The sequence below is a fragment of the Pseudorhodoferax sp. Leaf265 genome (genome assembly GCF_001422365.1).
Taxonomy (GTDB): domain Bacteria; phylum Pseudomonadota; class Gammaproteobacteria; order Burkholderiales; family Burkholderiaceae_C; genus Pseudorhodoferax.
In genome coordinates, this window is sequence record NZ_LMMT01000037.1 from 164,026 (window position 1) to 189,091 (window position 25,066).

General features: G+C 69.1%; 24 protein-coding genes. 12 read left to right on the forward strand and 12 right to left on the reverse strand.

Features of this window, described 5'->3' with window-relative positions:
• Window positions 1-24 precede the first annotated feature (24 nt).
• The gene (locus ASF45_RS26225) at window positions 25-921 is read right to left on the reverse strand and encodes an aldose 1-epimerase (protein ID WP_056670451.1); all 897 of its coding nucleotides are present in this window, start codon (window positions 919-921) and stop codon (window positions 25-27) included.
• Complete coding sequence (locus tag ASF45_RS26230; protein WP_056670453.1) at window positions 918-1,850, reverse strand: SMP-30/gluconolactonase/LRE family protein; 933 nt, start codon at window positions 1,848-1,850, stop codon at window positions 918-920. The genes ASF45_RS26225 and ASF45_RS26230 overlap by 4 nt, the downstream gene beginning before the upstream one ends.
• An 88-nt stretch (window positions 1,851-1,938) precedes the next feature.
• Between ASF45_RS26230 and ASF45_RS26235 the strand changes: the two genes are divergently transcribed.
• A complete protein-coding gene (locus tag ASF45_RS26235; protein WP_056670456.1) occupies window positions 1,939-2,724 on the forward strand; it encodes an SDR family NAD(P)-dependent oxidoreductase in 786 nt (261 codons plus the stop codon).
• On the opposite strand, the gene ASF45_RS26240 is transcribed toward ASF45_RS26235, so the two are convergent.
• A complete protein-coding gene (locus tag ASF45_RS26240) occupies window positions 2,725-3,672 on the reverse strand; it encodes a LysR family transcriptional regulator (RefSeq protein WP_056670459.1) in 948 nt (315 codons plus the stop codon).
• 157 nt (window positions 3,673-3,829) lie between these two features.
• On the opposite strand from ASF45_RS26240, the gene ASF45_RS26245 reads away from it, so the two are divergent.
• The 9 genes from ASF45_RS26245 to ASF45_RS26285 all read left to right on the forward strand — a co-directional run bounded on the left by ASF45_RS26245 (window position 3,830) and on the right by ASF45_RS26285 (window position 15,236).
• Complete coding sequence (locus ASF45_RS26245; protein ID WP_056670462.1) at window positions 3,830-4,795, forward strand: ABC transporter substrate-binding protein; 966 nt, start codon at window positions 3,830-3,832, stop codon at window positions 4,793-4,795.
• 39 nt (window positions 4,796-4,834) lie between these two features.
• Window positions 4,835-5,899: a multiple monosaccharide ABC transporter substrate-binding protein gene (gene chvE, locus ASF45_RS26250; RefSeq protein WP_056670464.1), complete on the forward strand. Its 1,065-nt coding sequence runs from the start codon at window positions 4,835-4,837 to the stop codon at window positions 5,897-5,899.
• 22 nt (window positions 5,900-5,921) lie between these two features.
• Window positions 5,922-7,469: a multiple monosaccharide ABC transporter ATP-binding protein gene (gene mmsA, locus ASF45_RS26255; RefSeq protein WP_056670466.1), complete on the forward strand. Its 1,548-nt coding sequence runs from the start codon at window positions 5,922-5,924 to the stop codon at window positions 7,467-7,469.
• Between the two features lie 50 nt (window positions 7,470-7,519).
• Window positions 7,520-8,689 carry a multiple monosaccharide ABC transporter permease gene (mmsB, locus tag ASF45_RS26260; RefSeq protein WP_304440573.1) on the forward strand — a complete coding sequence of 390 codons (1,170 nt, stop codon included), beginning with the start codon at window positions 7,520-7,522 and terminating at the stop codon, window positions 8,687-8,689.
• Entirely contained in the window at window positions 8,686-10,188 is a 1,503-nt protein-coding gene (locus tag ASF45_RS26265) for a sugar ABC transporter ATP-binding protein (RefSeq protein WP_056670469.1), read from the forward strand. The genes mmsB and ASF45_RS26265 overlap by 4 nt, the downstream gene beginning before the upstream one ends.
• A 358-nt stretch (window positions 10,189-10,546) precedes the next feature.
• Window positions 10,547-11,551 carry an ABC transporter permease gene (locus tag ASF45_RS26270; protein ID WP_235581043.1) on the forward strand — a complete coding sequence of 335 codons (1,005 nt, stop codon included), beginning with the start codon at window positions 10,547-10,549 and terminating at the stop codon, window positions 11,549-11,551.
• A complete protein-coding gene (gene yjfF, locus ASF45_RS26275; protein ID WP_056670479.1) occupies window positions 11,548-12,555 on the forward strand; it encodes a galactofuranose ABC transporter, permease protein YjfF in 1,008 nt (335 codons plus the stop codon). Before ASF45_RS26270 ends, yjfF begins: the two co-directional genes overlap by 4 nt.
• 7 nt (window positions 12,556-12,562) lie before the next feature.
• Entirely contained in the window at window positions 12,563-14,302 is a 1,740-nt protein-coding gene (locus ASF45_RS26280) for an IlvD/Edd family dehydratase (RefSeq protein WP_369802171.1), read from the forward strand.
• Window positions 14,303-14,315: 13 nt separating this feature from the next.
• A complete protein-coding gene (locus ASF45_RS26285) occupies window positions 14,316-15,236 on the forward strand; it encodes a dihydrodipicolinate synthase family protein (protein ID WP_056670485.1) in 921 nt (306 codons plus the stop codon).
• Here the strand turns inward: ASF45_RS26285 and ASF45_RS26290 are convergent.
• From ASF45_RS26290 to andAc, 8 genes are read right to left on the reverse strand one after another with little or no spacing between them, the layout of a single operon-like run.
• Complete coding sequence (locus tag ASF45_RS26290; protein WP_056670488.1) at window positions 15,233-15,952, reverse strand: ABC transporter ATP-binding protein; 720 nt, start codon at window positions 15,950-15,952, stop codon at window positions 15,233-15,235. The genes ASF45_RS26285 and ASF45_RS26290 overlap by 4 nt on opposite strands.
• A complete protein-coding gene (locus tag ASF45_RS26295) occupies window positions 15,952-16,713 on the reverse strand; it encodes an ABC transporter ATP-binding protein (protein ID WP_056670491.1) in 762 nt (253 codons plus the stop codon). Before ASF45_RS26295 ends, ASF45_RS26290 begins: the two co-directional genes overlap by 1 nt.
• On the reverse strand, window positions 16,710-17,678 hold the full coding sequence (locus tag ASF45_RS26300; protein WP_056670494.1) for a branched-chain amino acid ABC transporter permease: 969 nt from the start codon (window positions 17,676-17,678) through the stop codon (window positions 16,710-16,712). The genes ASF45_RS26295 and ASF45_RS26300 overlap by 4 nt, the downstream gene beginning before the upstream one ends.
• Window positions 17,679-17,685: 7 nt before the next feature.
• Window positions 17,686-18,579 carry a branched-chain amino acid ABC transporter permease gene (locus ASF45_RS26305; RefSeq protein WP_056670932.1) on the reverse strand — a complete coding sequence of 298 codons (894 nt, stop codon included), beginning with the start codon at window positions 18,577-18,579 and terminating at the stop codon, window positions 17,686-17,688.
• A gap of 36 nt (window positions 18,580-18,615) precedes the next feature.
• On the reverse strand, window positions 18,616-19,806 hold the full coding sequence (locus ASF45_RS26310) for an ABC transporter substrate-binding protein (RefSeq protein WP_156473187.1): 1,191 nt from the start codon (window positions 19,804-19,806) through the stop codon (window positions 18,616-18,618).
• Window positions 19,807-19,829: 23 nt separating this feature from the next.
• Window positions 19,830-20,174, reverse strand: coding sequence for a non-heme iron oxygenase ferredoxin subunit (locus ASF45_RS26315; protein ID WP_056670500.1), 345 nt, complete (start codon window positions 20,172-20,174; stop codon window positions 19,830-19,832).
• Window position 20,175: 1 nt separating this feature from the next.
• The gene (andAd, locus tag ASF45_RS26320; RefSeq protein WP_056670934.1) at window positions 20,176-20,682 is read right to left on the reverse strand and encodes an anthranilate 1,2-dioxygenase small subunit AndAd; all 507 of its coding nucleotides are present in this window, start codon (window positions 20,680-20,682) and stop codon (window positions 20,176-20,178) included.
• A 10-nt stretch (window positions 20,683-20,692) separates the two neighbouring features.
• Window positions 20,693-21,979, reverse strand: coding sequence for an anthranilate 1,2-dioxygenase large subunit AndAc (andAc, locus tag ASF45_RS26325; RefSeq protein WP_056670503.1), 1,287 nt, complete (start codon window positions 21,977-21,979; stop codon window positions 20,693-20,695).
• A 170-nt stretch (window positions 21,980-22,149) separates the two neighbouring features.
• Here andAc and andR point away from each other — a divergent pair, with 170 nt between their 5' ends.
• Entirely contained in the window at window positions 22,150-23,148 is a 999-nt protein-coding gene (andR, locus tag ASF45_RS26330) for an anthranilate 1,2-dioxygenase regulatory protein AndR (RefSeq protein WP_063887788.1), read from the forward strand.
• 9 nt (window positions 23,149-23,157) lie between these two features.
• Here andR and ASF45_RS26335 read toward each other — a convergent pair whose 3' ends face one another.
• Window positions 23,158-23,889 (reverse strand): Crp/Fnr family transcriptional regulator, encoded by a 732-nt coding sequence (locus tag ASF45_RS26335; protein ID WP_063887789.1) that lies wholly within the window; start codon window positions 23,887-23,889, stop codon window positions 23,158-23,160.
• Window positions 23,890-23,999: 110 nt separating this feature from the next.
• Here ASF45_RS26335 and ASF45_RS26340 point away from each other — a divergent pair, with 110 nt between their 5' ends.
• Window positions 24,000-25,055 carry a porin gene (locus ASF45_RS26340; RefSeq protein WP_056670507.1) on the forward strand — a complete coding sequence of 352 codons (1,056 nt, stop codon included), beginning with the start codon at window positions 24,000-24,002 and terminating at the stop codon, window positions 25,053-25,055.
• Window positions 25,056-25,066 lie beyond the last annotated feature (11 nt).

Below are 25,066 nucleotides of genomic sequence, written 5' to 3' on the forward strand. Positions count from 1 at the left end.
TTGGGCGCCGTGGGTGCTTGGGGCTCAGGCGTCTTCCAAGCGCCACTGCACGTGCAGGCGCAGCGTCTCGCCCTGCGCGAGCACGCGCAGGCCGGGGCGGCCCGGCAGGTGGAAGGCGTCGATGGGGTGCGTGATCGGCTCGAAGCACAGCGCCGGGCCATGGCCGGGCCGGTACACCAGGCAGCACGGCGCGGAGGCCGCGGGGTCGGGCGTGGTCAGCGTGAGCCGCAGCCCGTGTTCGGGCCAATCGATGCGGGCCTGGCCCTGCCAGCCGCCGTAGCCGTTGTCGATGAAGCTGCCGTGCGCGGGGATGCCGGTGTTGAGGTCCCAGTCGGCCGGCAGGTCCCGGGTGTAGCCGGTCGGGATCGGGTCGTCGCCGCTGAGCCACACGCCGTCGACGCCGGCCTGCACGCGCATGGCCGGCGTGCGCGGGAACCAGGGGTGCAGGCCCAGGCCGTAGGGCAGTGGCGCAGCGCCCAGGTGCTGCACTTCGACGCTCTGGTCGAGCCCGCCTGGCACCAGACGGAAGGTCTGCGTGGCCGCGTAGTCGTAGGGGTTGCCGCCGAAGTGCTGCGAACGCAGCGCCAGGCGCAGTTGGTCGTCCGCTGGCTGCGTGAGCGTCCAGGCCTGCAGCCAGCCATCGCCATGGATGGGGTAGGGTTCGCCCGCGCGGTTGGTCTGCATGGCATGCCAATGCCCGTCCTGCGCGAAGCCGCCCTGGCTGATGCGGTTGGACCAGGGCAGCATCGCGAACGAGGCCAGCTGGTAGAGGTCGGCGGTCTGGCCGTCCCAGGGGCGCCAGAGGTCGAGCAAGCTGCCGTCCGGCCGCGCGCAGCGCCAGGCCGCGACAGCGCCGCCCAGCGAAGGCACGAGGCCGAGTTCCTGGCCGGCGTGGCGTAGCCAGACGATGGAGTCGTTCATGCGCTTCCTGCGTGGCTTCCGAAGCGGTGCGCCGGCAGGCCCGGGCTGTCCATTGTGACGGCGAACAGCGCTCCGGCCAGCGGCTGGGCGGCGCGGGCGCTGGTGTCCAGGCCGGTGGCGGCGCTGGTGATGAACAGCGTGCGCAGGTCGGGCCCGCCGAAGGCGCAGCTCGTGATCTGGCGGGCGGGCAGGGCGATGCGGCAGAGTTCGGCCGCGCTGTCCGGGTCGTGGCAGCTCACGCAGCCACCGCCCCAATGCGCGATCCAGATGCGGCCGGCGGCGTCGGTGCACATGCCATCGGGCACGCCGTCGTCGGCGGCCAGGCGCAGCCAGGGCCGGCGCGCGGCGATGCGGCCGGTGGCAGCGTCGAAGTCGTAGGCCAGCACCTGGCCTTGCACCGTGTCGTTGAAGAACAGGGTGCGGCCGTCGCGCGACCAGGTCGGGCCATTCGTGACGGCGAAGCCCGCGTCGTGCCGCGTGCAGCGGCCGTCGGGGTCGAAGCGGTACAGCGCGCCCGTGGGTGCGGCGCAGTCGAAGTCCATGCTGCCGGCCCAGAAGCGGCCTTGGGCATCGCACTTGCCGTCGTTGAAGCGGTTGTGCGCGGGCTCGTCCGCGACCCGGTGCAAGGGCGTGAGCCGCCCGTCCTCGGGATCGAAGGCGAAGAAGCCGTGGCGCAGGGCCAGCAGCAGGCCGGTGCCGTCCGCGCGTTCGGCCACGGCCGAGATTTCTTCAGCGAAGTCCCAGTGCGCGTGCGTGCCCAGCGGCCATTGCCAGCGGTACAGCCGCCGGCCGAGGATGTCGACCCACCACAGCGCCTGTGTGCGCGGCGACCACAGCGCGCCTTCGCCGAGTTGGGCGCCAGCATCCCAGACGCATTGCGCCTCGGACAGCGCGCGCGGAGCGCCGGGAGCGGGGGAGGTGGCTGGCATGGGGCGGGGGCTTGACGCGGCGCATCGTATCAAGGCACATTCATATTGGAAAGAAATGATTTTGTTGTTAATAGATAGCAAATTGAATATGTCAAATACAAGCCCCGGAGACAGCCGTACCTCCTACCCCAGCCTGCGCGGCCGCAACTGCTTCGTGACGGGGGGCGGCAGCGGCATCGGCGCGGCCATCGTCGCGGCGCTGGCGGCCCAGGGCGCGCACGTGGCCTTCGTCGACGTGGCCGAGGCGCCCAGCCGTGCGCTGGCCGACGGCATCGCGCAGGCCGGCCAGGGCACGGTCTGGTGGCGGCGCTGCGACGTGCGCGACATCGCCGCCCTGCAGGCGGCCATCGCCGACGCGCAGGCCGTGCTGGGCGACTTTTCCGTGCTCGTCAACAACGTGGCCAGCGACGACCGCCACACGCTGGAGTCGGTCACGCCGGCCTACTACGACGAGCGCATCGCGATCAACGAGCGGCCGGCCTTCTTCGCGATCCAGTCCGTGGTGCCGGGCATGCGCCGGCTCGGCGCGGGCTCCATCGTCAACCTGGGCTCCACGGGCTGGCAGGGCAAGGGCACGGGCTATCCCGTCTATGCGATCGCCAAGTCCTCGGTCAACGGGCTCACGCGCGGCCTGGCGCGCACGCTGGGCGCCGACCGCATCCGCATCAACACGGTGTCGCCGGGCTGGGTCATGACCGAGCGGCAGATCCGGCTCTGGCTCGACGCCGAGGGCGAAAAGGAACTGGCCCGCAACCAGTGCCTGCCCGACAAACTGGCACCGCAGGACATCGCCGCCATGGTGCTGTTCCTGGCCTCCGACGACGCGAAGATGTGCACGGCGCAGGAGTTCACCGTGGACGCAGGCTGGGTCTGATCAGGCTTCCATGCGCTTGCCATAGGCCGAGAACGCGGCCGTGCGCAGCGCCTGCAGCAGCAGCGTGGCCCCGGGCGAGAGCAGCCTGTCGCTGCGCGTGATGAGGCCGAAGTCGTCCATGTGGCAGGGCATGTCCAGCGGCAGCACGCTGACGATGCCGTGCGCCGCGTAGTAGCGCGCCACCTCGGTCGCCACCACGCAGAGCATGTCGCTCTGCTGCAGCATGCGCGTGATGAACAAAATGGCCGCGCTCTCGATCACGTTGAACGGCGGCTCCAGCCCGGCCTCCTGGAACATCAGGTCGAAGCGATGCCGCAGCACGCTGCCGGCCGGCGGCACGATCCAGCCGGCCTGCACCACGTCCGCGAGCGTGAGCCCGCTCGCGCCGGCCAGCGGATGGCCCGGCCGCGCCACGGCGCAGACCGGCTCGCCCGTCACGGGCTCGTAGCGCAGGTTGGTCTTGTCCTCGCCCGCGAAGAAGCGCGCCACTGCGATGTCCAGCTTGCCCTGGCGCAGCCGCTCGAGCAGCGGCGGGCTGTTCTCGATCTCCAGCACCACGCGCAGGCTGGGCTGTTCGCGCTTGACCATGGCGATGGCGGGCGGCAGCAGCGCCAGTGCGGGCGAGGTGATGGCGCCCACGGCGACCTGGCCAAAGCGCCCGGCCTTCAGCGCGCTGAGCTCCTCGTGCGCCTGGTTCAGGCTGGCCAGTGCCTGGCGCGCATGGCGGATCATGGTCTCGCCGTACCAGGTCGGGCGCATGCCACGCGGCAGCCGCTCGAACAGCGGCACCTCCAGCACATCCTCCAGGTCCTTGAGCAGCTTGGAGGCGGCCGGCTGCGTCATGTTGAGCTGGCGCGCGGCGCCGTGGATGTTGCCTTCCTCGGCCAGCGCGGAGAGCAGCAACAGCTGGCGCGTCTTCAGCCGGGCCTGCAGAAACCAGTGCGACATCGGGTTTTCCTGATGATTGAATTGATATCGGTTTTGTCAAAAAAACGATTGGATTGATACATTTTTCATTCTTACACTGGCGCCCGGCCTCGGCAAGCCGCGTTGGGAATAGCAAGACGCGGATACCGCCTCACCCAAACCCGCAGGAGACAACGCCATGCAACAGAACCGCAGAGACCTCATTGCCGCCGCCGCGGCACTCGCCCTTGCCAGCGCCCTGCCGGGCCAGGCCTTCGCGCAGAAGAAGATCGTGCTGGGCTTCAGCCAGGTGGGGGCCGAAAGCGAATGGCGCACCGCCAACACCGAGTCCATCAAGAGCGCGGCCAAGGATGCCGGCATCGAACTGAAGTTCTCCGATGCCCAGCAGAAGCAGGAGAACCAGATCAAGGCCATCCGTGCCTTCATCGCGCAGAAGGTCGACGTGATCGCGTTCTCGCCCGTCGTCGAATCGGGCTGGGACAACGTGCTGCGCGAGGCCAAGGCCGCCAAGATCCCGGTGGTACTCACGGACCGCGCCGTGAACGCCAAGGACACCTCGCTTTACGTCACCTTCATGGGATCGGACTTCGTCGAGGAAGGCCGCAAGGCCGGCCGCTGGCTGGTCGAGAAGATGAAGGGCCAGAGCGGCGAGGTGCGCATCGTCGAACTGCAGGGCACGGTGGGCTCGGCGCCGGCCATCGACCGCAAGAAGGGCTTCGAGGAAATCATCAAGGCCGACCCCAAGTTCAAGATCGTGCGCAGCCAGACCGGCGACTTCACGCGGGCCAAGGGCAAGGAGGTCATGGAAGCCTTCCTCAAGGCCGAGGGCAAGACCATCAACGTGCTCTACGCGCACAACGACGACATGGCCATCGGCGCGATCCAGGCCATCGAGGAGGCCGGCCTCAAGCCCGCCAAGGACATCGTGATCATCTCCATCGATGCCGTGAAGGGCGCCTTCGAGGCCATGATCGCCGGCAAGCTCAACGTCTCGGTCGAGTGCAGCCCGCTGCTGGGCCCGCAGCTCATGACGGCGGTCAAGGACATCGTGGCCGGCAAGACCATCCCCAAGCGCATCGAGACCGTGGAGAGCATCTTCCCGATGGAGACGGCCGCGGCCGAGTTCCCCAAGCGCAAGTACTGAAGTCGGCCCACAGAACAACGTACAACAAGGAGACCCCTCATGAAGCGCGCATTCCTCAAGAGCATCATTGCCACCGCCGCCGTGCTGGCCATCGCACCCTGGGCTAACGCCCAGGACAAGGGCCTGGTCGGCATCTCCATGCCCACCAAGTCCTCGGCCCGCTGGATCGACGACGGCAACAACATGGTCAAGGTGCTCAAGGAGCGCGGCTACAAGGCCGACCTGCAGTACGCCGACGACGACATCCCGAACCAGCTGGCCCAGATCGAGAACATGGTGACCAAGGGTGCCAAGGTGCTCGTGATCGCGTCCATCGACGGCACCACGCTGTCCAAGGCCTTGCAGAACGCGGCTGACAAGGGCGTCAAGGTGATCGCCTACGACCGGCTCATCAAGGGCTCGAAGAACGTCGACTACTACGCCACCTTCGACAACTTCCAGGTCGGCGTGCTGCAGGCCTCCTCCATCGTCGACGCGCTGGGCTTGAAGCAGGGCAAGGGCCCCTTCAACATCGAGCTGTTCGGCGGCTCGCCCGACGACAACAACGCCTTCTTCTTCTACGACGGCGCGATGTCGGTCCTGAAGCCCTACATCGACAGCGGCAAGCTCGTGGTGCGCAGCAAGCAGCTGGGCATGGACAAGGTCGGCACGCTGCGCTGGGACGGCGCGGTGGCCCAGGCGCGCATGGACAACCTGCTGTCGGCCTTCTACGGCAACGCCAAGGTCGATGCCGTGCTCTCGCCCTACGACGGCCTGTCCATCGGCATCCTGTCTTCGCTCAAGGGCGTGGGCTACTGCACCAAGCAGACCCCGTGCCCCGTGGTGAGCGGGCAGGACGCCGAGGTGCAGTCCGTCAAGTCCATCCTGCGCGGCGAGCAGACCTCCACCATCTTCAAGGACACGCGTGAGCTGGCCAAGGTCGCGGCCAACATGGTGGACGCCGTGGTCTCGGGCAAGACGCCCGAGGTCAACGACACGAAGACCTACAACAACGGCGTGAAGGTCGTGCCGTCCTACCTGCTCAAGCCCGTCACCGTGGACAAGAGCAACTGGGAGGCCGTGCTGATCGGCAGCGGCTACTACAAGGCCTCGCAGATCAAGTAAGCGGACCGTGGCAGGGGCAGGCATGGGCACGCTGCTGGAGATGCGGGCGATCCGCAAGACCTTCCCGGGCGTGGTCGCGCTGGACCGGGTCGACCTCGCCATCCGCGAAGGCGAGATCCACGCCATCGTGGGCGAGAACGGCGCGGGCAAGTCCACGCTCATGAAGGTGCTGTCGGGCGTCTACCCGCACGGCGAATACGAGGGCGACATCGTCTACGACGGCGCCGTGCAGCGCTTCGGCGGCATCCACGACAGCGAGGCCGCGGGCGTCATCATCATCCACCAGGAGCTGGCGCTGGTGCCCATGCTCTCGATCACCGAGAACATCTTTTTGGGCAACGAGGTCGCCACGCGCGGTGTGATCGACTGGGTGCAGGCCCATGGCCGCACCCAGGCGCTGCTGGACAAGGTGGGCCTGCGCGAATCGCCGCAGGTGCATGTGGGCGAGCTGGGCATGGGCAAGCAGCAGCTGGTGGAGATCGCCAAGGCGCTGTCCAAGAAGGTGCGCCTGTTGATCCTGGACGAACCCACCGCCAGCCTGAACGAGAACGACAGCGCGGCGCTGCTGGACCTCCTGATCGGCCTGCGCGCGCAGGGCATCACCTGCATCCTGATCTCGCACAAACTCAACGAGATCGCGCGCGTGGCCGATGCGGTCACCATCCTGCGCGACGGCAGCAGCGTGGAGACCATCGATTGCCAGGGCCAGCCCGTCAGCGAGGACCGCGTGATCCGCGGCATGGTGGGCCGCGCGATGGCCGACCGCTACCCGCCGCGCGTCCCGAAGATTGGCGCCATCGGGTTCGAGGTGCGTGGCTGGTCGGCACGCCATCCAGAGCATGCCGACCGCGACTTCCTGAAGGGCCTCCACCTGAACGTGCGCCACGGCGAGGTGGTCGGCATTGCCGGCCTCATGGGTTCGGGCCGCACCGAGTTCGCGATGAGCGTGTTCGGCCGCAGCTGGGGCCGGCAGATCCGCGGCGAGGTGCTGGTGGACGGTACGCCCGTCGACGTGGGCACGGTCGGCAAGGCCATCGCGCATGGCCTGGCCTATGTGACGGAAGACCGCAAGGGCGCGGGCCTGGTGCTGGACGAGAGCATCCAGTTCAACACCTCGCTGGCGAACCTGCCCGGTGTGTCGCGCGGCGGCGTGATCTCGCAGGAGCAGGAACATGCGGTGGCCGAGCGCTACCGAAAGTCCATGCGCATCCGCACCCCCAACGTGCTGCAGAAGACGCTCAACCTCTCGGGCGGCAACCAGCAGAAGGTGGTGCTGGGCAAGTGGCTGTTCACCGAGCCCAAGGTGCTGATCCTGGACGAGCCCACGCGCGGCATCGACGTGGGCGCCAAGTACGAAATCTACGCGCTGATCGCAGAACTGGCGGCGCAGGGCCGCTGCGTGGTCGTGATCTCGTCCGAGATGCCCGAGCTGCTGGGCATCTCCGACCGCATCTACGTGATGAACGAAGGCCGCTTCGTGGCCGAGATGCCCACCGCGCAAGCCTCGCAGGAACGCATCATGGCCGCGATCCTGAAAGCCCACGCGCCCCAACAAGAAGCCTTGACATGACAGAAGAGACATTGCCCGCGCGCGCCGCCCTGGCCGTGCCCCCGCCTTCCATGGGCAGCTTCCTGCGCCACAACTTCCGCGAATACGGCATGTTGCTGAGCCTGGTGGCGATCATGGTGTTCTTCCAGGTCATGACCGACGGCACGCTGATGCAGCCGTTGAACCTGACCAACCTGGTGCTGCAGAACAGCTACATCGTGATCATGGCGCTGGGCATGCTGCTGGTCATCGTGGCCGGCCACATCGACCTGTCGGTCGGCTCGGTCTGCGGCTTCGTCGGCGCCGTGGCGGCCGTGCTGATGGTGCAGTACGACTGGCCGGTGCTGCCGGCCGCGCTGGCCTGTCTGGTCTGCGGCGGACTGATCGGTGCGGCGCAGGGCTGGTTCGTGGCCTATGCGCGCATCCCGTCCTTCATCGTCACGCTGGCCGGCATGCTGGTGTTCAAGGGCCTGGCGCTGGCGGTGCTGGCAGGGCAGTCGGTCGGGCCGTTCCCGGAGGTGTTCCAGGGCCTGAGCAGCGGCTTCATTCCCGACCCGTTCGCCGCACCGCCCACGCCGGGCCAGCAGAGCCTGCGCCTGTTCACGCTGCTGCTGGGCATCGGCGCCGCACTGCTGTTCGCGTGGACCGGCTGGCGCGCACGCCAACGCCAGCGCGCACACGGCATCACGAGCGAGCCGGGTGGTTTCTTCGTGGCCAAGACCCTGGTGTTCGCCGCCATCCTGATCGGCTTCGCGTGGCTGCTGGCCTCGTACCGCGGCCTGCCCAACGTGCTGGTGGTGATGGCGCTGTTGATCCTGCTGTTCGACTTCGTCACGCGGCGCAGCACCATCGGCCGGCGCATCTATGCGCTGGGCGGCAACGAAAAGGCGGCGCGGCTGTCGGGCATCGACACCAGGCGCCTGTCGTTCCTGACCTTCGTGAACATGGGCGTGCTGGCGGCCCTGGCCGGCCTGGTGTTCGCGGCGCGGCTCAACACCGCCACGCCCAAGGCCGGCCTGGGCTTCGAGCTCGACGTGATCGCGGCCTGCTTCATCGGCGGTGCCTCGGCCTCGGGCGGCGTGGGCAAGGTCATGGGCGCCGTGATCGGCGCCTTCATCATGGGCGTGATGAACAACGGCATGTCCATCCTGGGCATCGGCATCGACTACCAGCAGGTCATCAAGGGGCTGGTGCTGCTGGCAGCGGTGTTCATCGACGTCTATCACAAGAACAAGGCATGACAACAAAGCCTGTTCTTGAGCTGTCGGGCATCGGCAAACGCTTCGGCGACGTTGCGGTGCTGGACGACGTGCAGCTGCGCCTGTACCCCGGCGAGATCCATGCGCTGATGGGGCAGAACGGCGCGGGCAAGTCCACGCTGATCAAGGTGCTCACCGGCGTCTTCCCGGCCAGCGCGGGCGAGATCCGGCTGGGCGGCGAACGGGTGCGGCCCGATTCGCCGATTGCCGCGCAGCGCCTGGGCATCAGCACGGTCTACCAGGACGTGAACCTGTGTCCCAACCTGTCGGTGGCCGAAAACATGTTCGCGGGGCGCTACCCGAAACGCGGCCTGCGCATCGATTGGGCAGCCGTGCACGCCCAGGCGCGTGAGCTGCTCGCGCGCATCGGTTTGTCCATCGACGTCACGCGCCTGCTGTCCAGCTACCCGGTGGCAGTGCAGCAGATGGTGGCGATCGCGCGTGCGCTGGGTGTGCAGGCGCGCGTGCTGATCCTCGACGAGCCCACCTCCAGCTTGGACGACGACGAGGTGCGCAAGCTGTTCACGGTGCTGCGCCAGCTGCGCGACGAAGGCCTGGCCATCGTCTTCGTCACACACTTCATGAACCAGGTCTACGCCGTGTCCGACCGCATCACGGTGCTGCGCAACGGGGGCTGGGTCGGTGAGTGGCCGGTGGCTGAGTTGCCGGCCCCGGCGCTGATCGCGGCCATGCTGGGGCGTGAACTGGCCGCCGCGCAAGCGCGCACCGAGCCGGCGCAGGCGAATGAAGTCGGAACTGCGCCGCTGCTGCGTGCCGATGGCCTGGGCCAGACGACCCAGCTGCACCCCATCGACCTGCAAGTGCGGGCAGGCGAAGTCGTCGGCTTGGCCGGCCTGCTGGGCGCGGGCCGAACCGAACTTGCGCGGCTGCTGTTCGGTCTGGAGACACCGGACCGCGGCACGCTGCAGATCGACGGCCAGGTCGTGCGTTTCGCCAGCCCGTCCGACGCGATCGCCGCGGGCCTGGCGTTGTGTCCCGAGGAGCGCAAGACCGACGGCATCGTCGCCGAACTGTCGGTGCGCGAGAACATCGCGCTGGCGCTGCAGGCGCGCATGGGCGTGGGCAAGTTCCTGTCGCGCGCCGAGCAGACGCGGCTGGCCGAGCGCTTCGTCACGATGCTGGGCATCAAGACCGCCAGCATCGAGACGCCCATCGGCCTGCTCTCGGGCGGCAACCAGCAGAAGGCCGTGATCGCGCGCTGGCTCGCCACTGCGCCGCGCCTGTTGATCCTGGACGAGCCCACGCGCGGCATCGACGTGGCGGCCAAGCAGGAAATCATGGAGCAGATCCTGCAGTTGGCCGAGGCCGGCATGGCCGTGGTCTTCATCTCGTCGGAGATCAGCGAGGTGGTGCGCGTGGCGCACCGCATCGTGGTGCTGCGCGACCGGCGCAAGGTGGGCGAGCTGCCGGCGGGCAGCACGGAGGACGACGTGTACGAGATGATTGCGGCGGCTGCATGACTGACCACCGGTTTTTGCGTTTGGCGGTGGACCACGCCGACGGTGTACTCCACTCCGCGAATGTCACCCGCCCCGGGCCGCAGGCGGCCCGCGGCTCCTTCTTTATTTCGCTGCGTGGAGCACACCATCGTCGTGGTCTGGACGCCTCGTGCTTGATCGGCCGGCACGACGCGACGTCTCCAGGGACGAGGGCATCGGGTGGCCCCTGCAGCGAAATCAAGGAGGAGCCTGGGCCGCCTGCGGCCCTGGCGGGGGACATTCGCGGAAGGGGCCACCCGGTGGCCTCGGCCCGCGCGCAACCCAGTCACAGCGCGCAAGCGAGCGCCAAGCGTTGCGGGTGCATGACATGACCCGCTGGATGCACCACCGCCTTGCCTGGCCCCTGGTCACGCTGGCCATCCTGCTGATCGTCAACGCCGCTTTCAACCCGGGCTTCCTGCGCATCGAATGGCGCGAGGGCCACCTCTACGGCAGCCTCATCGACATCCTGAACCGCGCCGCCCCGCTGATCCTGGTCTCGCTGGGCATGACGCTGGTGATCGCCACGCGCGGCATCGACATCTCGGTCGGCGCGGTGGTGGCCATCAGCGCGGCCGTGGCGGCCTGGGCCATCGGCGGCAACGTGGACGGCACGGCGCGCTTCGGCCTGCCGCTGGCCATCGTGGCGGCCCTGGGTGTGGCGCTCGCCTGCGGGCTGTGGAACGGCGTGCTCGTGGCCGGCGTGGGCATGCAGCCCATCATTGCCACGCTGGTCCTGATGGTGGCCGGGCGCGGCATCGCGCAGCTCATCACCGACGGGCAGATCCTCACGGTCTACCACAAGCCCTTCTTCTTGCTGGGCGGCGGCTACCTGCTGGGCCTGCCGTTCTCGGTGTTCGTGGTGGCTGCCGTGTTCGGCCTGTTGTACCTGGCCGCCACGCGCACCGCGCTGGGCCTGTTCATCCAGTCGGTGGGCATCAACCCCACGGCTGCCCGCGTGGCGGGCGTGCGGGCGAAGCGGCTCGTCCTGGGTGCCTACGCGGTCTGCGGTCTGTGCGCGGGCATGGCGGGGCTGTTGATCAGCTCCAACATCAAGAGCGCGGACGCCAACAATGCGGGCCAGCTGCTGGAACTCGATGCCATCCTCGCCGTGACCCTGGGCGGAACCCTGCTCACCGGCGGGCGCTTCAGCCTGGTCGGCAGCGCGATCGGCGCGCTGATCATCCAGACGCTGACCTACGCCATCTACTCGCTGGGCGTGCCACCCGAGATCAACCTCGTGGTCAAGGCCGTGGTGGTGTTCGCCGTGATGCTGCTGCAATCGTCCGAGTTCCGCGCCACGCTGCGCGTGCTGGCCGTGCGGCCGGCCGGAGGCATGCGATGAGCAGCGTGCCCGCACCGCACATGCCGCCCGCGGCCAGCCCCCCGCGGCTGGACCCCAAGTACCTGCCGCTGGCCGCCACCATCTCGCTGTTCTTCGCCGTGGCCACGCTGGGCAGCCTGCGCTACGACGGCTTCTTCTCGGCCCAGGTGTTCCTGAACCTGCTGATCGACAACGCCTTCGTGCTGGTGGTGGCCGTCGGCATGAGCTTCGTGATCCTCACCGGCGGCATCGACCTGTCGGTGGGCTCCGTCATCGCGCTGACCACCATGGTCTCGGCCGCGCTGGTCGAGCGGCATGGCTGGAGCCCCGCAGCCACCATCCCGCTGGTGCTCGTGATGGGCACGCTGTTCGGTGGTTTCATGGGGCTCTTGATCGAGCGCTTCCGGCTGCAACCCTTCATCGTCACGCTGGCCGGCATGTTTCTCGCGCGCGGGCTGTGCTACCTCATCAGCATCGACTCCATCAGCATCACGAGCGAGGCGTACTCGGACCTCGCGCAGATCCGTGTTCCGCTGCCGGGCGAAACCTCCTTGTCGCTCTCGGCCGTGATCGCGCTGGTGGTGCTGGCACTGGCCATCTACGTGGCGCACTGGACGCCTTTCGGCCGCACGGTCTACGCCATCGGCGGCAACGAGCAGTCGGCGCGGCTCATGGGCCTGCCGGTGCGGCGCACGCTGGTGGGGGTCTACGCCCTGTCTGGGCTGTGCTCTGCGCTGGCCGGCGTGCTGTTCACCTTCTACATGCTGTCGGGCTATGGTCTGCACGCGCTCGGGCTGGAACTGGACGCGATCGCCGCCGTCGTCATCGGCGGCACGCTGCTCTCGGGCGGCGTGGGCTACCTGGCCGGCACGCTGTTCGGTGTGCTGATGCTCGGGATCATCCAGACGCTGATTTCCTTCGACGGCACGCTGAGCTCGTGGTGGACGCGCATCGTCGTGGGCGCGCTGCTGTTCGTGTTCTGTCTGCTGCAGCGCTTCATCACGGCGCGCGGCCCCCACCGGTGAGATCTCCATGACCCAGAAGAAACTGCGCTCCAGCGAATGGTTCGGCACGGCCGACAAGAACGGCTTCATGTACCGCAGCTGGATGAAGAACCAAGGCATTCCCGACCACGAGTTCGACGGCCGGCCCATCGTCGGCATTTGCAACACCTGGTCGGAGCTGACGCCGTGCAACGCGCACTTCCGCAAGATCGCCGAGCACGTCAAGCGCGGCATCTCCGAGGCGGGCGGTTTCCCGGTGGAGTTCCCGGTGTTCTCCAACGGCGAGTCCAATCTGCGGCCGACTGCCATGCTCACGCGCAACCTGGCCAGCATGGACGTGGAGGAGGCCATCCGCGGCAACCCCATCGATGCGGTGGTGCTGCTGACCGGCTGCGACAAGACGACGCCCGCGCTGCTGATGGGCGCGGCCAGCTGCGACATCCCGGCCATCGTGGTCACGGGCGGGCCCATGCTCAACGGCAAGCTCGAGGGCCGCAACATCGGCTCGGGCACGGCCGTGTGGCAGCTGCACGAGTCGTTCAAGGCCGGCGAGATCAACCTGCACCAGTTCCTGGCGGCCGAAGGCGGCATGTCGCGCTCGGCCGGCACCTGCAACACCATGGGCACGGCCTCCACCATGGCCTGCATGGCCGAGGCGCTGGGCACCTCGCTGCCGCACAACGCGGCGATTCCCGCCGTGGATGCGCGGCGCTACGTGCTGGCGCAGATGTCGGGCGCGCGCGCCGTGGCGATGGCGCGCGAGGGGCTGAGCCTGTCGAAGATCCTCACGCGCCAGGCCTTCGAGAACGCGATCCGCGTGAACGCGGCCATCGGCGGCTCCACCAACGCCGTGATCCACCTGAAGGCCATCGCCGGCCGCATCGGCGTGCCACTGGAGCTGGAGGACTGGACACGCATCGGCGCCGGCACGCCCACGCTGGTCGACCTGATGCCCTCGGGCCGCTTCCTGATGGAGGAGTTCTACTACGCGGGCGGCCTGCCGGCCGTGCTGCGGCGCCTGGGCGAGCACGGCCTGCTGCCGCATCCCGAGGCGCTGACCGTGAACGGCCACACGCTGTGGGACAACGTGAAGGACGCGCCCAGCTACGACGACGAGGTGATCCGCCCGCTGGACAAGCCGCTGCTGCCCGACGGCGGCATGCGCATCCTGCGCGGCAACCTGGCGCCGCGCGGCGCCGTGCTCAAGCCCTCGGCCGCCACGCCCGCGCTGCTGCAGCACCGCGGCCGCGCCGTGGTCTTCGAGAACCTGGAGCACTACAAGGAGCGCATCGTCGACGAATCGCTGGAGGTGGACGCCGACTCGGTGCTGGTGCTCAAGAACTGCGGCCCGCGCGGCTACCCCGGCATGGCCGAGGTCGGCAACATGGGCCTGCCGCCCAAGCTGCTGCGGCGCGGCATCAAGGACATGGTGCGCATCTCGGACGCGCGCATGAGCGGCACGGCCTACGGCACCGTGGTGCTGCACGTGGCGCCCGAGGCCGGCGCGGGCGGCCCGCTGTTGGCCGTGCAGGACGGCGACTGGATCGAGCTGGACTGCGCGGGCGGCCGGCTGCACCTGGACATCTCCGACGAAGAACTGGCACGCCGCCTGGCCGATCGCGCCGCGCAGGCCGCGCGTGGGGCCCCGGCTGTGCGCGGCGGCTACGCCGGGCTCTACGTGCAACACGTGCTGCAGGCCGACGAGGGCTGCGACTTCGACTTCCTGGTCGGCTGCCGCGGCGCCGACGTGCCACGCCACTCCCACTGAGCAAACCCACTCCATGACCAAACCCCGCTACCAAGGCGTCTTCCCCGTCGTCCCGACCACCTTCCACGAGGACGGCAGCCTGGACCTCGCCAGCCAGAAGCGCTGCGTCGACTTCATGATCGACGCGGGCTCGCACGGCCTGGCCATCCTGGCCAACTTCTCCGAGCAGTTCCTGATCGCCGACGACGAGCGCGAACTGCTCACCCGCACCGTGCTCGAGCACGTGGCCGGCCGCGTGCCCGTGATCGTGACGACCACGCACTTCTCCACCAGGGTCTGTGCCGAGCGCAGCCGCCGCGCGCAGGACATGGGCGCGGCCATGGTCATGGTGATGCCGCCCTACCACGGCGCCACCTTCCGCGTGGGCGAACCGCAGATCCACGGCTTCTATGCCGCGCTGTCGGACGCCATCGACATTCCCATCATGGTGCAGGACGCGCCGGCCGCCGGCACGCCGATGTCGGCGGCCTTCCTCGCGCGCATGGCGCAAGAGATCGAGCACCTGAGCTACTTCAAGATCGAGACGGCGGGCGCCGCGGGCAAGCTGCGCGAGCTGATCCGGCTGGGCGGAGACGCCATCGAAGGCCCCTGGGACGGCGAGGAGGCGATCACGCTGATCCCCGACCTGGACGCTGGCGCGACCGGCGCGATGACGGGCGGCGGCTACCCCGACGGCATCCGCCAGATCATGGACCCGTTTGTCGCCGGCAACCGGGAGGAATCCATCGCGCAATACACGCGCTGGCTGCCGCTGATCAACTACGAAAACCGCCAGGCCGGCTTCCTGGCGGCCAAGGCGCTGATGCTGGAGGGCGGCGTGATCGCCTGCGACGCACCGCGCGCGCCCTGGCCGGCCATGCACCCCGAGGTGCGCAAGGGGCTGCTTGAGACGGCTCGCCGGCTCGACCCGCTGGTGTTGCGCTGGGGACGTTAGACCCCCAGGTAGTGCGCCCACACGCCGCGGTCGCCGTCCAGCGCGGCCGAATCGCCCTGCCAGACCACGCGGCCGCGCTCCAGCACCACATGGTGGTCGGCCAGCGGCAGCAGACGCTCGATGTACTTGTCGACCACCAGCGTGGTCTGGCCATCGGCCTTGAGCCGCGCCAGGCAGCGCCAGATCTCCTCGCGGATGACGGGCGCCAGGCCCTCGGTGGCTTCGTCCAGGATCAGCAGCCGCGGATTGGTCGACAGCGCGCGCGCGATGGCCAGCATCTGCTGCTCGCCGCCCGAGAGCTGGTTGCCCATGTTGTTCTCCCGCTCCTTCAGGCGCGGGAACAGCGCGTAGAGCCGGGCCAGGTCCCAGCCGCCACGCTGGCCGTTGCGCTGGTCGGCGAAGGCCAGCAGGTGCTCGCGCACGGTGAGGTTGGGAAAGCATTGGCGGCCTTCGGGCACGATGGCGATGCCCAGCCGCGCGATGGCGTCGGCGCGCAGGCCCGCGAGCGGCTGGCCGCCGAAACGCACACTGCCGCCGCGCAGCGCCAGCGCGCCGATCAGCGTCTTGATCGTGGTGCTCTTGCCCATGCCGTTGCGGCCCAGCAGGGTCACCACCTGGCCCGCGGGAATGTCCAGATCCACGCCGAACAGCACCTGGCTCGCGCCGTAGCCGGCCTGCAGTTGGCGCGCCTGGAGGATGGGTTCCGGGGCGGCCATCAGGCGGGTGCTCCGGCCGGTTCTTCGGTGCCCAGGTAGACGGCCTGCACCTGCGGATTGCCGCGGATCGCGTCCACATCGCCCGACACCAGTACCTTGCCGTAGACCAGCACCGAGATGCGGTCTGCCAGCGCGAACACGGCCTTCATGTCGTGCTCGATCAGGAGGATGGCCATGTCGCGCTGGAGCTGGCGGATCAGTTCGGTCATGCGTTCGGAGTCTTCGGGGCCCATGCCGGCCATGGGCTCGTCGAGCAGCAGCAGCTTGGGCTTGGCGGCCAGGGCCAGCGCCACGTCGAGCTTGCGCTGGGCGCCGTGGGGCAGGGTGCCGGCCACGCGGTGCTGGTCGGAGGCCAGGCCCACGCGCTCGGCCAGGGCCTGCGCGGTGTCGGCCAGCGGGCGCTCGTGGCGCCGGTCGCGCAGCAGGCCGAAGCTGGAGCCCGCATGGGCCTGGGCCGCCAGCAGCAGGTTGTCGCGCACGGTGGCCTCGCGGAAGATGCTCGTGATCTGGAAGCAGCGCGACAGGCCGGCGCGCACGCGCGCGTGCATGGGCAGGCGCGTGAGGTCCTGGCCGTCGAGCAGCACGCGGCCCGCATCGGGCGGCATCAGGCCCGAGATCAGGTTCACGAGCGTGGACTTGCCGGCGCCGTTGGGGCCGATCAGTGCATGGATCTCGCCGGGTTGCACCGTGAAGGAGACATGGTCCGTGGCCAGCAGTGCGCCGAAGCGTTTGACGAGGCCTTCGACCTGGAAGAAGCTCATGGCAAGACCTCCTGCAGCGGCGTGCTCCGGGCAGGACGCCGTTCCAGCACGCTGGCCAGCCCCTTCGGCGCCAGGAACACGATGGCGATCAGCAGCACGCCCAGCGGCAGGTGCCAGTACTCGGTGTGCAGCTTGACCAGCTCTTCGAGCCCGATCCAGACCGCAGCGCCCACCGGCCCGCCCCAGCGCCGGCCCACGCCGCCGATGACCACCATCACGACCAGCGTGGCCGACTGCGTCCAGTGCATGAGCTGCGGGCTCACGAAGCTGTTGTGCGAGACCAGCAGCGCACCGGACAGGCCGGCCAGCGCGCCGGCCATGGCGAAGGCCGCCAGCCGCAGCCGGAACACCGGGAAGCCCATGGCCTGCATGCGCGTCTCGTTGTCGCGGATGCCCATCAAGGCATGGCCGAAGCGCGAGACGGTGGCGCGGTTGAGCATGGCCATCGCGGCCGCGAACAGCACCAGCACGACCCAGTAGAAGGTGGGCTCGTGCATGCTGTCCAGGCCCAGGCCGAACTGCGGGCGTTCCATGAGGTTGTAGCCGTCGTCGCCGCCGTAGGCGCGCAGCGCGACCGCGACGAAGTACAGCATCTGGGCGAAGGCCAGCGTGATCATGATGAAGTACACGCCGCGCGTGCGCAGCGCCACCAGCCCGATCAGCGCGGCCATGCCGCCCGCCACCGCCATCGCGGCCGGCCACAGCAGCCAGGCCGAGGTCTGCCCGGCATCGGCCAGCGCCACCAGCGTGTAGGCGCCCACGCCCACGAAGCCCATGTGGCCCAGCGCCACGAGGCCGCCGTAGCCCAGGATGAAGTTCAGGCTGGCCGCGGCCAGCGCGAAGACGAGCGCGCGGCGCACGAAGTTGATGTAGTAGTCCAGTCCCAGCAACGGGGCCAGCAGCGGAAAGGCCGCGAGCAGGGCGAACACGGCCCAGGGCAGCCAGCGGGACAGCGAGGAATGCATGGGATGGTCAGCCGCGGGCGGGGAACAGGCCGGTGGGTTTGAAGGCCAGCACGCCGGCCATCAGCGCATAGGTGGCCAGGCCTGCGACCAGCGGCGCGAGGTCGGACACCAGCGTAGGCGGCAGCACGCTGCGCAGCGCCATGGGCACGAAGGCGCGGCCGATGGTGTCGACCAGGCCGACCAGCATGGCCGCCACGAAGGCGCCGCGCACCGAGCCGATGCCGCCGATGACCAGCACCACGAGCGAAGGGATCAGGATCTCCTCGCCCATGCCCACCTGCACGGCCGTGAGCGGGCCCATCAGCGCGCCGGCCAGCGCCGCGAGCGCCGCGCCGAGCAGGAAGACGAGCGAGAACACGCGGTCCACGCGCACGCCCATCCACTCGGCCATGGCACGGTTCGATGCGCCGGCGCGCACCAGCATGCCCACGCGTGTGTGGTTCACGAGCCCGTACAGGCCCAGCGCCACGAGCACGCCGGCCGCCAGGATCACGAAGCGGTACGCCGGATAGGGCAGGCCGGGGATCAGCTCCACCGGGCCGGCCAGCGCGGCCGGCGCAGAGGCCATGATGGGCGAGGGACCCCAGGCCATCTTCACGAGATCGTCGGCGATCAGGATGATGCCGAAGGTGGCCAGCACCTGCGACAGATGGTCGCGGCCGTAGAGCCGGCGCACCAGCAGGGCCTCCAGCGCCAGCGCCACCAGCACCACCACGGCCAGCGCCGCGAGCAGCGCGCCGATGAAGGAGCCGGTCTGCGTGTGCACGCTGGCCGCCACATAGGCCCCGCCCATGAACAGCGAGCCGTGCGCCAGGTTCATGACGTCCATGATGCCGAACACCAGCGTGAGCCCGGCGGCCAGCAGGAACAGCATCAGGCCGTAGCCGATGCCGTTGAGCATCTGTTCGATGAAGAGGGTGGCCGTCACGTCAGTGGGTCACTTCATTTTGCAGAGCTGGTGGTAGGCGTCCTGGTAGCCCTTCAATGGGGTGGACAGCGTCTTGTTCGTGATGTTGCCGTCGGCGTCCTTGCCGATCACGCGCAGGTAGTAGTCCTGGATCGGGAAGTTGTTGTTGCCGTACTTGAACGGCCCGCGGATGGACTGGAAGTTGGCGGCCTTGAGGGCCTTGAGCACGGCGGCGCGGTCCTGCACATGGCCCTTCACGTCGCGCACGGCGGCGTCCATCGCGAGGATGGCGTCGTAGGCCTGGGCCGCATAGAAGGTCGGGTAGCGCTTGTAGGCCTTGCGGAACTCGGCGACGAACTTCTGGTTGGCCGCGTTCGGCACGTCGTGCGAGTACTGCGAGGTGGAGAACAGGCCCAGCATGGGCTCGCCCACGGCGGCGATGGTGTCCTCGTCGGCCGAGGCCGGGCCGGTCACGAGCTGGATGTCGCGCGACAGGCCGGCCGCCACGAACTGCTTGATGAAGTTGATGCCCATGGCGCCGGGCAGGAAGAAGTACACGGCCTGCGGCTTGGCCGCGCGGATCTGCGCCAGTTCGGCCGCGTAGTCGAGCTGGCCGACCTTGGTGTAGACCTCGGCCACCACCTCGCCCTTGTACAAACGCTTGTAGCCGGTCAGGTGGTCGCGACCGGCTGGGTAGTTGGGCGCGACGATGAACGAGGTCTTCAGGCCCTTGTCGGTGGCCCACTGGCCTGCCGCTTCGTCCCAGGTGTCGTTCTGGTAGCTCTGGCCGAAGAAGAAGGGGTTGCACTGCGCGCCCGCGTACTGGCTGGGGCCGGGGTTGCTCGTGATGAAGGGCACCTTGGCCGCGAACAGCGCCGGGCCCACGGCCAGCGCCACATTGGACGGCGTGGGACCGGTGAAGAAGTCGATCTTGTCACGCTGGAGGAAGCGGTCCACGACCTGCTTGGCCTGGTCGGGGCTGCCTGCCGTGTCGGCCTGCAGGAACTCGGCCGGGTAGCCGCCGAGCTTGCCGTCCAGCAGCTTGATGGCCAGGTTGATGGCGTCGCGCGTCTCGGCGCCGCCGGCCGCGAAGGGGCCCGAGATGTCCAGCGCCAGGCCGACCTTGATCGGGTCGGCGGCCAGGGCGGCATGGGCACTCAGCGCCAGCGCCAGGACGGCACCAGCGTGGCGCGGATGGAAAAAACTCTTCGATGCGGGCATGGACACTCCGTGGGGTGGACAGATCAGGGGAGCAGCGGCGTGGCGACCTCGACGCGGCCGTCGCGCACGCGGACCGGATAGCTGCGCACGTCCTCGGTCACCGGGCCGCCGCAGGCTGCACCGGTGCAGATGTCGAACAGGCCCTGGTGCAGCGGGCATTCGATGCGGCCGTCCTCGACGTAGCCGTCGGACAGCCGGGCGTTGCCGTGCGTGCACAGGTCGTGCAGCGCATGCAGCGACTCCCCTTGCCGGAACATAGCAATCGGCATGCCACCGGCCACGACGGGCCAGACCGCGCCGTCGGGAAAGTCGTCGGGTTCGCCCACGTCGGTCCAGGCGGCGGGCTGCAGGATGGTGGTGGTGTCCATGTCAGATCGGGGTGGCGAGGAGGGTGATGACGCGCGAGGTGTCGTAGATCACGCGGCGCTGGGCGTAGCGCCAGCCAGCCGGCGTGCGCACGATGCGGTCCAGGTAGCGGCCGGCCTGGTAGACGAAGCTCTCGCCGTTGGTGCGGGTCTGGATGACCACGTAGCTGGATTCAGCCTGCACGCTGCCGTCAGCCTGCTGCTGCAGCACCAGGCCGCTGCTCATGTGGCGGCAGCTGTGGTCCTCGTAGATGCTGGCGTGGCGCAGCGAGACCACACGGTCGCGCAGCATGCGCTGGTTGTTGCAGTGGATGAGGCCGATGGGCAGGCCCAGGTCGGCGTTCTCCTTGGGCACGATCTCGTAGAGGCAGTCCTCGGTGAACAGCGTGGCCCATTCCTCGAGCCGGTCGTTGTCCAGCGCGGCGCAGTAGCGCTCGTTGAGCTGGTGGATCTCGAACCAGAGCAGCAGGCTGTCGAGCGATGCGGTGGTGGTGGGGCGTTCTGCCAGCATCGTGTCCATTTCAGTAGCCCATCAGTTGTTGGTAGCCCGTCCAGAACTTGCGGATCAGGTTCTCGGTGACCATCGTGTCTTCGCGGTTGGGGTCCGAGCGGCCCAGCTCGATGACCGAGGTGGCGCCGGCATCGCGGGCCGTGCCGCGCTGCACCAGTTCGGTGGCCTCGGTGTCTTCCATCGAGATGTAGCCGGCCGGGCCGACCAGGTTGGCCTGCTTGATGCGCAGCGCGCGCAGCTCGGGCGTGTCGTCTGCGTAGCCGAAGAAGTGGAAGACCAGTTCGAACTCGCCGGGCCCCTTGGGCAGCACCTGGCGCGCCACCAGCGTGTTGTGGATCTGCTGCAGCACGAGCTGCGGAAAGATCGTCTGGATGTGGTTGGTGCAGTCTTCGGCGAACTCCGAGACGAAGCCCAGCACCGAGTCGTCCTCGAGGTGGAAGCCTTCGTCCATGGAGCGGATGGCCTGCTGCTTGTAGGCCGAGGCGGTGTCGCTCTCGTCGGCCTTGGTGGCCGTGATGATGCTGTGCAGGCCGTGCCGCGCGTCGGCGATGGAGCGCGCCTTCATGCCCACGCGGAAGATGTTGAAGGTGGTGTGGAACAGGTGCAGCAGGCTGGCGTGGTAGGGGTCCTTGACGTTCTCGTAGTAGAGCTTCCAGTTCGAGCGGGCGTACTGGCGCGTGCAACCGAGGTAGACCACCGGCTTGTGCATGACGCGGTCGACCCAGGGCGCCATCTGCGGGCCGATGTACTCGGCCAGGGGCGGCGCGGCGTCGCTGAAGCTCGCGAACACCAGGCCGCGGTAGCTTTCGGCGCGCAGCTGGCGCAGGCCGTGGTTCTTGGGATCGAAGTCGGCCGGCATGCCGGGTGCGCCGTCCTTGCCGCGCCGGAACGGCACACCCTGCAGGTTGCCGCGCGTGTCGAAGCTCCATTGGTGGTAGACGCAGGTGTGCGTCCTGGCGTTGCCACGCGCGTTGCGACAGACCATGGCGCCGCGGTGCGCGCAGCGGTTGACCCAGGCGGCCACGCCGCCGTCGTCCAGGCGCGTGACGACGACCGGGGTGTCGCCCACGAACGTGCTCTTGTAGTCGCCGGCGGTGGGAATCTCCGCGTCCAGCGCGACGAAGCTCCAGGTCGGGCCGCGGTAGATGCGGTCCTGCTCGCGCTCGAACACCTCCTGCGAACTGAAGACGGCGTAGGGCACGCGCGAGCCATCGGGCTGCGGAAAGTGCACCAGGGCGGCCGCCTCGGCCGTGGCCTTGATCGATTTCAGTGCACTGATGTCGACGGGATGGTTCATGCTGGGGTCCTGTGGCGGTGCGCTGCACGGTGGCAGCGCGTGCCATCCATTGTTCGAAGACCGGTGGCGTCTGGCGATCCGCTTTGCGCAAGGGGGAGCGGCGCTTGTCCGCTTTGCGCAGCGATCTGCCGCCACCGCGTGCTGGCGCGCTTCTTGCGCCAGACCACGCCGTGTTGACCAGCCAGACATCCCGTCCAGCCACCTCTGCCGTGTTCGAGCCCGCGCTGCTGCGCGCGCGTCGCCTGTTCGAGTCCGACGACCTGGAGGACACGCGCACACGCATCTCGCGCGTGATGCAGCCGCACGGCCTGCAACCCATCGCGCGGCCGCGCGGCGGCCGGGCCCACATGGACTACCTCAGCGTGGGCGGCATCGGCATCGGCACCATCGCCTTCGGCGAGGCCATGCGCGTGGACGTGGCGCATGTGGAGGACTACCACCTGCTGATGTTCTGCCTGCGCGGCCAGGCCGACACGCTGGTCGGCGGCCAGGCACTGCAGACGCGGGGGCTGCAGGGCTTGGCCTGCGCGCCCGGCGAGCGCTTCCTGGCCGCGCTGTCGGCCGATGCCGAGCAACTGGTGTTGCGGCTGGACCGCCGCATGCTGGAGGCGCACGCGGGCCGGGCCATCCGCTTCGACACCGCCTTCGACCTGCGCCGCCCGGCCTTGCAGGCCTGGCTGCAGCAACTGCAGCTGCTGCTCAATGCCGAGCCCATGCTGGGGGCGGTGCATGCGCACCCGCTGGTGGCGCTGGAGATGGAGCGCTTGCTGGTGCAGCTGCTGCTGGCCGGCCAGCCCTGGGAGGAGCTTGCGTCCGCGCCCATGCTGCGCCCGGGGCAGGGCGGCCGCGCCTGCGTGCGCCGCGCCGAGGCCTACATGCGCGAGCACGCCGACGCGCCGCTGCGCATGCCCGACATCGCCGAGGCCGCCGGTGTGCCCGTGCGCACGCTGCAGGACGCCTTCCAGCGCGAGCGCGACTGCAGTCCCATGCAGTACCTGCGCTCGCTGCGGCTCGATGTGGCGCACCGCCGGCTGCGCGAGCCGCAGGCTGGCACCACGGTGGCCACGGTGGCGCTGGACTGCGGCTTCACGCACCTGGGCCGCTTCGCCCAGGCCTACGCGCAGCGCTTCGGCGAGGCGCCCTCGGCCACGCTGCGCCAGCGGGCTTGAGCCCGCGCCTCAGGGCGTGGCCGCGATCCGGCGCAGGGCCTGGGCGTCGAGGATGCTGATGCGCTTGTAGCTGAGTTCGATCACGCCCTGCGCGACCAGGCGCCCCAGTTCCTTGTTGATGGTCTGGCGCGACAGCGTCAGCATGGAGGCCAGGTCGTTCTGCGACAGCCGCACGCGCAGATCCAGCCCGCCCTGGTCCTGCTGGGCACCGTAGATCTCCGCCAGGCTCAGCAGCGTGGCCGCCACGCGGCCGGGCACGGGCGCCAGCATCTGGTTCTGCAGCAGCGCGACGCTCTGGCGCTGGCGCCGCAGGCCCAGCCTGGCCACGCCGCGCCACAGCACCGGTTCGGCGTCCAGCACGGCGACCACGGCGTCGCAAGGCAGGTGCACGATCACCGAGTCCTCGTGGGCGTGGTAGTCGTAGGGCAGCGGCACGTCCTCCAGCAGGCGCACCAGCGGCGCCACCTGGCCGGGCCCCAGCAGTGCGTTGACGTACTTGCGGCCGTGCCGGCTGCTGCTGCTGATCTCCAGGCAGCCCGAGACCACGGCCATCAGTTCGCGCTTGAGCGGGTCTTGCGACAGCAGCTGCGTGCGCCGCGTGTAGCGCTCCAGCCGCGCCGAGCGCATGAGCTCGTCCAGCCGCTGGTCGGGCCAGCTGCTGAAGAGCTCGATCAGGCGCAGCGCACGGGCGATCAGCGCGCGGCTGTCGGTGGCTTCGTCGTGGGTGGGCAAGGGCGGCATCACAGGGTTCTCCCGGGCGCGATGTTCGCAAATCTGTCAATGCGTTGACAGATTCGTTCGGCAGGCATTTCTATCGTTGGGCGCACTGCACACCAACGGAGACAAGACGGATGAACAAGACAGCCGGCGCGGTCCTCGCGCTCGCGGCCTGTGGCTGCGCCTGGGCACAAGGCAACGTGGCGATCTACGGCACGGTCGATCTGGCCCTGACGCGGGCGAGTTCTGGCGGCGTCGCGACCACGGGCCTCAAGGAGGGCGGCCACACCGCATCGCGCATCGGTTTTCGCGGCACCGAGGACCTGGGCGGCGGCCTGGACGCGCACTTCCTGCTGGAGGCCGGCTACGACCCCGAGACCGGTGCCGGCACGCTGCCCGGCCCCGCCCTGGCGTTCTCGCGCCAGGCCTTCGTGGGCATCTCCGGCCCCTGGGGCCAGATCGACGCCGGCCGCATGTACACGCCGATGTTCTACACGCTGTTCAGGGCCGATCCCTACGGCGTGAACGCCGTCTTCTCGCCGTTGAACCTGGTGTCGGCCACCGATGCGCAGCCCGGCATCACGCCGTTCGCGGCGCGCGCCAGCGGCATGCTGCGCTACCGCACACCAGCCAGCAGCCCCTTCCTCGCGGACATCGCCTACGCACCCAGCAAGGCGGCGGAGCCGAGCCGGCGCAGCGGCGAGTTCAAGGGCGCCACCTTCGGCTGGTCGCGCAAGCCCTGGTATGTGGCCTATGGCTTCCAGCGCGCGCGTTCCGGTACCGCCGCCGCGCCGGTGGCCGTGCCGGCGGTGACCACCTACCACGCACTCAGCGCGAGCTACCAGTTTGCCGAGCTGACGCTCTACGCCCACGCCATGCGCACCACGGCCCGCCATGCGGCGGCGCCCGATGCGCGCCTGTTCAGCCTCGGCGCCTCCTACCCCGTGACGCCCTTCTCCAGCCTCATCCTCGAAGGCGCCCAGCGCAAGGTCAGCGGCAGCGACCGCGCGCAGTTGGCCTGGACGCTGGGCTACGACCACCACCTGAGCAAGCGCACGGCGCTGTACGCCCGCTGGCTGGGACTGGACAACCGCGGCGGCGCCTCGGCCACGCTGGCCGGCGTGCCGGTCGTGGCCGACAGCGGAAACGGCGTGCGCGTGCTGGCCGCCGGCATCCGCCACAACTTCTGACCCGGAGCCCA